Here is a 9,279-nt window from a genome sequence, read left to right as displayed (position 1 = left end):
TGGGTCTGATCAGAGCGACCCCCACTCCCTCTGCTTCGGGTCTTACATGTATGCGACGGCACGGTTGAAGCTGGCGTCGTGGAGTTCGTGGAGCTTCTGGATGTCGTGTGCGATCTGTGCGATTGCGGGGCTGTCTGCGGCGAACAGGTGTCGTGCGTCGTCCCATCGCTCTTCGAGTGCTCGTCGGAAGAGTGCGTGCGCGAGCGTTGTGTCGTTGGTACGAATGGCTCGGGCCATGACCTTTGCTGCCTTGTCGGGATCGGTGATGTCTTCGGCCCGGTCCTGAGCGTCGCGGAACTTCATGATGTTGTCGCTCGAGTACCCCACAAACCCGTCGAGCCGGCGTTCGAGTTCGCTGATCTTGTTCCTGATGATCTCCTTCTCACTTGCGATGCCGGTCTTGCGCTCGGCGGCACGGTCGTTCTCGAGTGCTGCGATCTGTTCCTTCTTGCCCTGGTCGCTGAGGTTGGGGTCGCGGTTGATCGCCTCGATTGCGTTTGCGTGCGAGTTGCTTGAGGCGCGGGCACTCTCGCGTGCCGCCTTGATCTTCCTGGCCACTTCAACGAGGTTCTCGCTGTCGGTGGATCGGATGTTGACGTTGGTTCCGTCTCGGAAGTTCATCTCGGTCATGTTGTGATCTCTTTCGTCTGATTAGGCGAGTTCGCCGTTTGCGATCTTCCGGATACCGGCGTCGTTGAGGCTGCCGCCGATTTCACGCGGAGGGGTGGCCGAGTAGATGGCGTCGTACCCGTTGAACCCGCCGGCCTTCTGCTGTTCGACCCAGTTGTCGATGTTGGTGAGGTCTTCGAGGCGTGCTGCCTGGTCGGGGTAGCTGTCGGTGTAAGCGGTGACCACGTCTCCCCATTTGAGTTGCAGTGCTCGGGAGAGGATGGCGGTAGCGAGTGTGTCGTCGGTGCTGTGTCGCGCGCTGATGAGTAGGGCGAGGGCGTGGTCTTCGTCGTCGGGTCCGAGACGAAGTGCACGATCCTGCGCGTCACGGAAGGCGATGATGCCTGATGCTCCGGGGTCGCGCTGTCCGAAGATGTCGCGTTCGACATCGTTGCGTTTCTTCGCGGTGATGGCCCGTTCCTCGCCGAGTAGACCGTTGAGCTGCTGTTTGGCGTCGAGGTAGTGCCGTGCGATTTCCTGTCGCTTGGCTTGGGGTGTGAGGCGTCCGTCGTTGCGCACTTTGTCGAGTGCGGTGTTGAGGCTGTCCTTGATGGGCTTTACTCGCGCGCGGATGGCGTCAATGTTGTTCTCAAGCGTTGTGAGTGCCATTTGGTTCTCCTTCAGTCAGTTTCGAGGCCGTTGATCTCGTACAGTCCTGGTTCGACTCGTGCGAGGTCCCCGACGTCGTAGAGCCCAGGTTCTGCCCTTTCGAGGTCGTTGGTCTCGTAGATTCCAGGACGCTTCTCTTGAGGGGAGGGATCGTTCATCTGGTAGACCTTTCGCTCTGCTCTGTGGACTCAGGCGGTGCTTCGTCCGGCTATGTACTGCTCTGCCGCTTCGGGTGTAATCACCCAGGTGCGGCTTGCCTTTGTTGCTTTGAGAAGCCCGAGTCCAATGTGATTTCGGATTGCTCTCGGGGTTATGCCTGCCCGTCGAGCGATTTGCTCTACGGTGACGATCTCTGTACTTCCAGATTCGTCGAGTTCCGCTCGTTTTCCGCCGGATCTTCCGTCGACGGAATTGGCGTACGTGAACGCCGCGTGAGTGATGTCGGTGAGGAGCGCGTAGAGCTTGTCGGACTTGCCGCGTGACGCAACGCGGAGGGATCTGAGGTTCGCTGCTTGGTAGAGGAGGGCTGCGTCCGCGCCAGTGAGAATGATCGCGTTCTCGACTCTTCTGGTCACGATTCCCCCCTTTCCGGAGTCGACCGTTCTCGACGGCCCCAGAAGCGCCCAGCCCACATGCCCGCAGAGGGTCGCGCGACGTTGGCATACGCCCCGCACGCCAAGGAAGCGGGGCACTGGCTGCACATTCGACGCATGTCCTTGATGTCGACTTCGTCGAGCTGCTCACGCTCCTGGACGAACCGTTCGTCGTTGATGCAGGGCGAGGCGACTCTCCGGAGTGAGTCGCTTAGAGCGCTGTACTCGGCTGCACCCTTGTCTGGGCGGCTCATGCTGCGACTCCGCCGCATTTTGAGCACCTGGATCCGGTGGTTACGCCGTGTAAGCAGTAGTCCACAAGTTGACTTGCAACAGTGTTCGCAACACCGCCATGCCCTGTTGCGTCTGTTGCGTCTGTTGCATTTGGGGGAGAGAAGACGGAGTTTGCAACACTTGCAACACTCCCAACGAGGTCTGGCGGTGTTGCGTTGGTGTTGCGAAGGGCGGTGTACACGCCGCGCTCGGCTCGGTTGATTCGTCCGGAGGACGCCGCCCGGCTGAGGTAGGTACGCGCCTGGTTGACTGGAATATCCAGTGCCGCAGCGACTTCCTCTGCGCGGGTGCCCTCTGGCTGGCGATTTACGTAGTCGATCAGGTCGGATGACCGTTCTCCGAGGACTGAGACGTCCCTGTTGAGGATGTCCTGGACGGTGAGTGATGAGTCGCCGAGCATGACTGCGCGTCCCACTGTTGTTAGTTCGCCCGAACGGGTGGGTACGTCCACCGAGTCGACGCGGAAGGCGAGCGACGGTTTCACGGGGGAGTAGTTGGACTTCTCGACCGTGAGGATGCGGTTGTCCGTTTCGTCGTCAACCGCGAGGAGCATCATGGAGCGAGCGATGTCCCGGAACGCGTGGGAGCCCGAAACTTTGTCACTGGCCTGTCCTCCGCCTTTGTTGAAGTGCGCCACGCAGACGATCGCGATGTCGAGTTCCGCGGCCATCGAGGCTAGGGGATCTAGGTTTCGGCGCACGTCCTCGAGGCGGTGGGAGTCGCCGCGCATGAGGCTGATGATCGGGTCGATGATGAGCAGTCGTGCGCCGGTATCGATCAGCGCGTTCCGAATGGATGCGAGGTCGTCGCTGAGGTTGGGTGACGTGATCCAGTCGCCATCCTCCTCCACGACGTGGACGCCACTTAGCGCTGTGACCAGGTTGAGGTCGGCGCCCGCGACCTTGAGGCGAGGTACCAGCATCCGGGAAATATCGTCTTCGCCCGCGATGATCGCGACGGGTACGGGTGTTCCGTGGAAGTCGCCGGGGAGGGTGCCACGCGTGAGCCCTGCCACGTACCAGGCCAGGATGGTCGACTTCGCGATGCCTGCCATGCCTGCGAGGATTGTGATGACATCGAGCGGGATCTGATCTTGGACACACCACCCTTGACGCTCGATCTCGACTGAGGCGAGTGAAGTTCGGAGAAGTTCCCGGCTCATGCGACTACCCCCGTCGCCCAGTCGATTTTGGACTGCGTGAAGGATGCCTTATGCCGCATTTCTGCGATCTCAGCGGGGGAGTAGTTGGCGGAGACGTACCAATGGTTGACAGCGTGTTCGAGGCGTTCGATTTCACGTCGCATTTGCGTACGTACTTGAGTCGCGCCCTCTACGAACCCGTCTCGCCAGAGGTCGGCGAGGGGGGATGGCAGTCGGTCGACCGGAACCATGTTGGAGATAGCCCCACGGCAAAGTGCCGTGATCGTAGACTTCGAGATGAATCCAGCCGCCACAGCAGGAGTCTCGGGAGCCGCCTTAGGGCGGCTTTCGGCATTCAAGCGTCACCACGCAGGTACTGCATGGGTCGGCCGGAATCCGCGAGCGCGGCGAGGTTGACTCGCACCAGGCGCGGCCCGAAGCGGCGGGCCTCGATGGACCCGTCCGAGATGCGCCGTCGGATCGTTTTGGTCGAAACGTCTAGGATCGCGGCTGCTGCCGCAATAGTGCCCCACTGTTCGTTGAGCATGAAAAAACCTTCCGGACTGCATGCTTTCGCATGGTCCCGGAAGGCGTCCGGACAATCTGTGGCTCCGCCGAAGGGAGCCCTATCAGGTTAGCACTGCATGGGGACACAATCGGCCTCGCATGGTCAAGGCGTGTCGCGAAGCTTATGCATTTTGCCGATTAGCGTGGGCATCGCCGACAATTCGAGAATGGTTTGGCCTGCTGCGGCGGCATCGCGCACGAGAGAGTTCACGTCCTCGCTTGCGAATGGGAATCCTGTGCCGCATGGACATTCCATGATCTGGCGTAGCCGAGGCTCGCCCGGGCGGTCTTCCTTCGGCTTGCTTCCGCGAGCTTGAGCGACTACTGCGACACGTCCGCCAACTTCTGATATTGCTTCTCGCCAGTAGCGGTAGTCCGGGATGCCACTGCCGTCTTTGAGATAGGCCACGATGACAACGGGGCCGCCGTCGAACCCCTTACCGGCGTGCATGCACATGACTCGCACACTGATCCGATCGCTGAAGGCCGTCATGCGTGCGGAGAAGTCGTCGCCTGCGTCTTGGTTGGTCATGAGGTATCCGTTTCCATTGTGCGTCCTGCTGGCTGGATTCGAACCAGCGACAGTCGAGTTAGAGGCTCGCTGCTCTGTCCTCTGAGCTACAACAGGGGGAGAGGGCACCGAATCGACCGGCGCCCTCTCGTTTCAAGCAAGTTGCGGCGCCAGGTTGCCTGACCGCTCGCGTTCCTTGCGCCACTGCTTTTGTAGAGTGCCTTGCAACTTCTCGACGGCACGCATCTCGCGGATGAGTCGGTTCTTCTCGTCCTTCAGACGGATGAACTTTCGCCAGTTGTCGACGACCTCTTGGCATCGGTCACAGTGAGGTGCTCCGGGGACGTCAGCGCGGCCACTCGTACCGACAGTGACAGACGGGGTGAAGCGCTCTCCGCACCAGGCCTCGATCGGCGTGCCCTCGATCATCGCAAGGTTGAGATCGAAACCCGCTTTGACCATGTGGTTGACGGTGACCATCACGCGTCCAGCCTTTGAAGCTCGGCGTCGACGTTGGCCGCCCGGCGCAGTACTCGATCGTGCACTCCGTTCACGGCGTCGTGCGCCTCCTGCAGTGCCACGATGAGCTCAGGGATGTCAGTCATGTTGACGGTGAACGTGACGACTCCCCCTGCCCCGGTCGGGTCGAAAGAGTCCCACCAGAGTGAGGCGGTGGTGCCGAGGTCAACCGTGGCGATGAACTTTTCAATGCCGACGCCGAACTTGCCCGACTTGAACTCGTGCATGTGTCTCACGCTGAGGCTGTACGGGTCGTCATCGATCTCAGTCTTCGTCGTCCAGGGAGGGGGTGACACGGTGCTCACCGAGACGCCCTGGCGACCAGCCGCAAGTACGAGTTCCTTCACGGTCGGATCGGTTGGCGCCGTGGAATCATATGGCGTCGGGGTAACCTCGAGGTTGGACATTTCATCTCCTAGGTGTTGATGTTCTTGCCCCCGTCGAGTTGCCGCTCGGTGGGGGCTCTTCTATGGATACGGCGGGTGCCGCATCTCTCTACGCGAGTTCGCTCATACGTCTCGCGAGTTCTTCGTCGCGCCCAGCAGTGTGCTGGTAGCGCATCGCTGCGGCGACCGTCGAATGCCCGAGCCGTGACTGCAGTTCTTTCAGAGTTGCCCCTGCGAGGGCTGCTCGAGTGGCGCCGTAGTGGCGGAGCGCGTGCCAGGGCATGTCCTGGCGTCCCGCGGCGATTCGTGCGGGGTTCCAGTGCTTGTAGAAGGCTGATTGCGCCAGGTGCCCGGTGCCGTCGGCTGAGGGGAACAGGAGTGCGTCTGCGGAGCGGCCGACGAAATCTCGTAGGTGAGTGATTACGACCTCGTTTACGTGGGGAGGAAGCACGATGGACCTGACGCCGGCTTCGGACTTCGTGGTTCCGACGATGAACCCCTGCCCCGTGACGTGGGTGACCGCGCGTGCGACGCTGACCACAAGCGCATCGCCCGCCGCCTCGATGTCTCGACGTCGAAGCTCGGTGAGTTCTCCGTAGCGAACACCCGCCCACGCGGCGAGGATCACTGCTGCCTTGAATCGAGGCGTGATCGAGTCGACGATCGCTTGCAGTTCACTCGGCGTCGGGGGCTCGGTCTTCTTCCCTGTCGAAGCAGATGCTGCTCCACGGATCTGGCATGGATTGACCTTCAGTCGGCCATCAGCGACCGCGGTCGACATGATCGCCTTCAGTAGTTCGTAGGCGCGGGCTGCCTGTGTCTTCGTGCCCGCTGCGATCAGCGTGGAGTACCAGGAGCGCACCTGTTCCGGGGTGATCGCGGACAGGCGGGATTGCGCGAACGGATTGAGGGCGCCTGTGATGAGCCTCCTGTACTCCGCTGCGGTGCGCGGCCGCAGGTGGTCACCGTGTCGGTTGGTGCGGGTGCTGATCCACTCTTCTGCGTAGTCGGCGAAGATGAGCGCACGACCTTTGCCTGCCTGCTCGGCCCGCGAGGTGTCGAACTCGGACCACGTCCCGTCGAGGATGCGTGCCTGCTGGACTGCGAGCCATCCTCGAGCATCAGTGATGCCATCGAATGTCTGAGGAGCGTTATGTCGTTCTCCATCCGGACCAACATAGGACGCCTGGTATCGGCCCGAAGAACGCTGACGGATGGCGCCGAACGACTCGCGCCGTTTGCGCTTCTTGGGGACCATCTTCCAGCCTTTCTGGGCAACAACGGGCAATATCTCGTGTCTAATCGTGTCCGCTTGCGTGTTCCAGTGACCTTAACACGGTTCGTCCTAATCCGCACCAGAATGCGGGTATCTCCAGTGGTGAAGCCAAACTTCCCAGTAGCGTGGATACAGTTTCGATCCCAGTATCGCGCACAGACAAACCCCCGGATCTCCGGGGGTTTTTTCGTGTCCTGGACCGCCGATCAGTGCATGCGCGCTGCGCGCTCAGCCGAAGCGCAGCACGCAGCACGCAGCACGGGGTCACGCCAGGAGAGTCTCTCCGATGAACCCACCCTCGGAGCACCCGGGTGGGATCGCGAACACCGCAGATCCGATCGGTACGGTCCACTCGTTCAGCAGGTCGAGCTCATCGAGCCTGCGCTGCATCGGAACGAACTGTCGGTCGATGTCCGCCTGGAACGACACGAACAGCAGACCAGACTCCGAGACCTCGGTGCCGGCGGGACGCTCGTCGTAGTTGTATGCGCGCCGGAAGATGCGTTCGTCCCCGTCTCCCCGGGCCCGACGGATATGGGCGAACTGCGGGATCACCGGGAACCCGATGGCCGTCTTGGCCGCGAAGTCGGGCTCGTCGAACTCTTCCGTTCCGGTCAGCGGTGCACCGTTGGCGAGCGTCCTGCCCACCGAGGCGTCGCGTCCGCTGCGATCGAGACGGTCCCATTTGTCGAGATCCATCCGAATGCGGCGGAGCACCATGCCCGTGCCGCCGGCGAGCCACCCCTCCTCGGTCCAGACGACGCGGGCGAAGTCCTCGGTTCCCGGCTGCGGGTTGGTCGTGCCGTCCACCTGCCCGAAGAGGTTGCGCATGGTGGTTCCCGGGCGCTCCGTGCCGTGCGCGCGCCGGAAACCATGCTGCGTCCAGCGGATGCTCGCGAAGCGGCGGGCATCCTTCAACAGCATCCGGGTGGCGTGTGCGACGGTCAGCGGATCGTCTCCGGCGATCTGCACCAGCAGATCACCGTCCGAGAACTCCGGACGCAGCTGGTCGACCCCGAACCCCGGCAGGGGAGCGAGCCACGCGGGCCCCCCCGCGCCGGCGCAGGTGACGAAACCGGGGCCGAGGCCGAACGTGATCGTGAGTCGCGCCGGCGCCAGCGCGAGTTCCGGCTCGGAGTCGGCGAGGGCGGGACGCCCCTGCGTCAACCGGGCGGCGTCATCGGTCAGGACTCGCATCAGGCGGGTGAGACCGTCGCGATCGACATCGCCGTGGAGGTCGAGCCCGAGGAAGACCCCGTGGGCCTGCGCCGCGGTGTCGATGCCGGCCTGGTGCACACCGAAGAAGGGCACCGTCAGGTCCCCGTTCATCGGAGCGGAGACGGGAGTCGGGCCGGTCTTCGGTCTGTTCAGGGCGAGGTCCGCTCCGACGGCCGCGACCGCGCCGACGCCGGCGACGGCTCCTCCGAGGAGGAACTGTCGCCGGGTCGACCCGGCACGGCGGGAGCGGGCGCCCTCAGCGGGCGCCGTCATCAGTGATCCATGCCCTCGTGCTCGCCGCCGTCCTCGTAGTTCTCGTTCGCGCCCGAGTAGTCCTTGACCGGAGCCGAGAACTCGTACGTGGAATCGTCGTCGAACGTGAGCGTGAAGGTGACCTCGTCGCCGGCGACCAGCGGGGCGATGAGGTCCATCATCATGATGTGATTCGCTCCGGGCTCCAGCGCGAGCCGACCGCCGGCGGGGATGACGAAACCGCCCGCGATCTCGCGCATCACCATCTCACCGGCTTCGTTCTCGACCGTCTCGTGCAGCTCCAACATGGTCGAGGCGTCAGACGAGACCGAAACGACGGTCACGTCGTCGTCGCCGTTGTTCATGAGGGTGCCGAAGGCGGCGGACATGCCTTCTTCGGCTGACTTCGCCCAGGCGTCCTCGATGGTGACGACATCGCCGGCCGGGACGGTCTCCGACTCCGCCGGCGCGCTCTCCGTGGCGCACCCGGTCAGAGCGAGCAACGAGACCGCGATGACAGCGGCGAGTCGGGGGAGTGTCTTGCTGGTGTTCATGATGGTGCCTTTCACAGATCATCTGCCGCGGAACCGCCGGCCTCCGGCGGTGCGGCTGTCGTCCGGGGACGACGAAGGAATCGAACGAGCACGAGGACGAGGACGGCGATGGCCGCCCCACCTGCGCCGATGAGCAGCACCCTGAGGGTGCCGCCGATCTCGGATACGGTCTGATCTGACTGTTCTGTCGATGTCGAAGAGGCGTCCGCCCCACCGTTCGTCGCTGCCGTCGCCATCGGCTCGGCATCGCCGACCGTGAACGGGACGACCCCCGCGATCGGATGACCGTCTTCGGACACCACCTGCCAGCGGACCTGGTAGCCGGCGGACGGCATACCGGGCGCGAGCGCGGCGGTGACCGTGCGCCCGGCCACAGTGACGTCTCCGGCGACCCAGTCCTTGCCTGATGAGTCCACGACCAGGACGACGGCCCCGGTCGATGATTCATCGAGGACCAGGAGCTCACCCGAGAACGTCATCGTGATGCTCTCTGGTGGAGTCGTCAGCCTTTCGTCGGCAGCGGGCGTGCTGGATATCAACTGGTCGTGGGCGGACGCCGGCGTCGCGATCGCGAAGGTCGCGACCGTCGCCAGCGCCAACCCGGCCGCGATCCTGCGGACAGGGGACATAGGAAGGGCCTCTCGTCAGACGTCGCGGATGCGACGTGCATGCATACGTCAGAACCCGCGC

12 protein-coding genes and 1 tRNA gene are annotated in these 9,279 nt (G+C 63.2%); all 13 read right to left on the bottom strand.

Annotated elements, in window-relative coordinates; genetic code table 11:
- Positions 1–42: 42 nt before the first annotated feature.
- The 13 genes from CQ045_RS03815 to CQ045_RS03765 all read right to left on the bottom strand — a co-directional run bounded on the left by CQ045_RS03815 (position 43) and on the right by CQ045_RS03765 (position 9,218).
- Positions 43–630, bottom strand: a complete 588-nt coding sequence (locus tag CQ045_RS03815) for a hypothetical protein (RefSeq protein WP_105721315.1) — start codon at positions 628–630, stop codon at positions 43–45.
- A 21-nt stretch (positions 631–651) separates the two neighbouring features.
- The gene (locus CQ045_RS03810) at positions 652–1,278 is read right to left on the bottom strand and encodes a hypothetical protein (RefSeq protein ID WP_105721314.1); all 627 of its coding nucleotides are present in this window, start codon (positions 1,276–1,278) and stop codon (positions 652–654) included.
- A 188-nt stretch (positions 1,279–1,466) separates the two neighbouring features.
- On the bottom strand, positions 1,467–1,853 hold the full coding sequence (locus tag CQ045_RS18605; RefSeq protein ID WP_146115178.1) for a helix-turn-helix domain-containing protein: 387 nt from the start codon (positions 1,851–1,853) through the stop codon (positions 1,467–1,469).
- A gap of 268 nt (positions 1,854–2,121) precedes the next feature.
- The gene (locus tag CQ045_RS03805) at positions 2,122–3,327 is read right to left on the bottom strand and encodes an AAA family ATPase (RefSeq protein WP_105721313.1); all 1,206 of its coding nucleotides are present in this window, start codon (positions 3,325–3,327) and stop codon (positions 2,122–2,124) included.
- A 334-nt stretch (positions 3,328–3,661) separates the two neighbouring features.
- Entirely contained in the window at positions 3,662–3,853 is a 192-nt protein-coding gene (locus CQ045_RS03800) for an excisionase family DNA-binding protein (RefSeq protein ID WP_105721312.1), read from the bottom strand.
- Between the two features lie 123 nt (positions 3,854–3,976).
- Positions 3,977–4,405: a hypothetical protein gene (locus CQ045_RS18600; protein ID WP_146115177.1), complete on the bottom strand. Its 429-nt coding sequence runs from the start codon at positions 4,403–4,405 to the stop codon at positions 3,977–3,979.
- Between the two features lie 23 nt (positions 4,406–4,428).
- A tRNA-Arg gene (locus CQ045_RS03795) sits at positions 4,429–4,501 on the bottom strand.
- A 36-nt stretch (positions 4,502–4,537) separates the two neighbouring features.
- Complete coding sequence (locus tag CQ045_RS03790) at positions 4,538–4,867, bottom strand: DUF3039 domain-containing protein (RefSeq protein WP_146115176.1); 330 nt, start codon at positions 4,865–4,867, stop codon at positions 4,538–4,540.
- Entirely contained in the window at positions 4,864–5,310 is a 447-nt protein-coding gene (locus CQ045_RS03785; protein WP_105721310.1) for a hypothetical protein, read from the bottom strand. Before CQ045_RS03785 ends, CQ045_RS03790 begins: the two co-directional genes overlap by 4 nt.
- A gap of 88 nt (positions 5,311–5,398) precedes the next feature.
- Positions 5,399–6,547, bottom strand: coding sequence for a tyrosine-type recombinase/integrase (locus tag CQ045_RS03780; protein WP_105721309.1), 1,149 nt, complete (start codon positions 6,545–6,547; stop codon positions 5,399–5,401).
- 282 nt (positions 6,548–6,829) lie between these two features.
- Entirely contained in the window at positions 6,830–8,056 is a 1,227-nt protein-coding gene (locus CQ045_RS03775; protein ID WP_105721308.1) for a Dyp-type peroxidase, read from the bottom strand.
- Entirely contained in the window at positions 8,056–8,589 is a 534-nt protein-coding gene (locus CQ045_RS03770) for a copper chaperone PCu(A)C (protein WP_105721375.1), read from the bottom strand. The genes CQ045_RS03775 and CQ045_RS03770 overlap by 1 nt, the downstream gene beginning before the upstream one ends.
- A gap of 11 nt (positions 8,590–8,600) precedes the next feature.
- Positions 8,601–9,218 carry a copper resistance CopC family protein gene (locus CQ045_RS03765; RefSeq protein WP_105721307.1) on the bottom strand — a complete coding sequence of 206 codons (618 nt, stop codon included), beginning with the start codon at positions 9,216–9,218 and terminating at the stop codon, positions 8,601–8,603.
- Positions 9,219–9,279 lie beyond the last annotated feature (61 nt).

This window comes from Microbacterium sp. MYb66, from assembly GCF_002979435.1.
Lineage (GTDB): Bacteria > Actinomycetota > Actinomycetes > Actinomycetales > Microbacteriaceae > Microbacterium.
The sequence above is the reverse complement of the archived record's forward strand: the minus strand, read 5'-3'. Positions and strand labels throughout refer to the sequence as shown.

Bases quoted from the DNA above. Each gene is read 5' to 3' on its own strand.
- CQ045_RS03815 (WP_105721315.1), bottom strand. From the start codon at position 630: ATGACCGAGATGAACTTCCGAGACGGAACCAACGTCAACATCCGATCC.
- CQ045_RS03810 (WP_105721314.1), bottom strand. From the start codon at position 1,278: ATGGCACTCACAACGCTTGAGAACAACATTGACGCCATCCGCGCGCGA.
- CQ045_RS03805 (WP_105721313.1), bottom strand. From the start codon at position 3,327: ATGAGCCGGGAACTTCTCCGAACTTCACTCGCCTCAGTCGAGATCGAG.
- CQ045_RS03800 (WP_105721312.1), bottom strand. From the start codon at position 3,853: ATGCTCAACGAACAGTGGGGCACTATTGCGGCAGCAGCCGCGATCCTA.
- CQ045_RS18600 (WP_146115177.1), bottom strand. From the start codon at position 4,405: ATGACCAACCAAGACGCAGGCGACGACTTCTCCGCACGCATGACGGCC.
- CQ045_RS03785 (WP_105721310.1), bottom strand. From the start codon at position 5,310: ATGTCCAACCTCGAGGTTACCCCGACGCCATATGATTCCACGGCGCCA.
- CQ045_RS03780 (WP_105721309.1), bottom strand. From the start codon at position 6,547: ATGGTCCCCAAGAAGCGCAAACGGCGCGAGTCGTTCGGCGCCATCCGT.
- CQ045_RS03775 (WP_105721308.1), bottom strand. From the start codon at position 8,056: ATGACGGCGCCCGCTGAGGGCGCCCGCTCCCGCCGTGCCGGGTCGACC.
- CQ045_RS03770 (WP_105721375.1), bottom strand. From the start codon at position 8,589: ATGAACACCAGCAAGACACTCCCCCGACTCGCCGCTGTCATCGCGGTC.
- CQ045_RS03765 (WP_105721307.1), bottom strand. From the start codon at position 9,218: ATGTCCCCTGTCCGCAGGATCGCGGCCGGGTTGGCGCTGGCGACGGTC.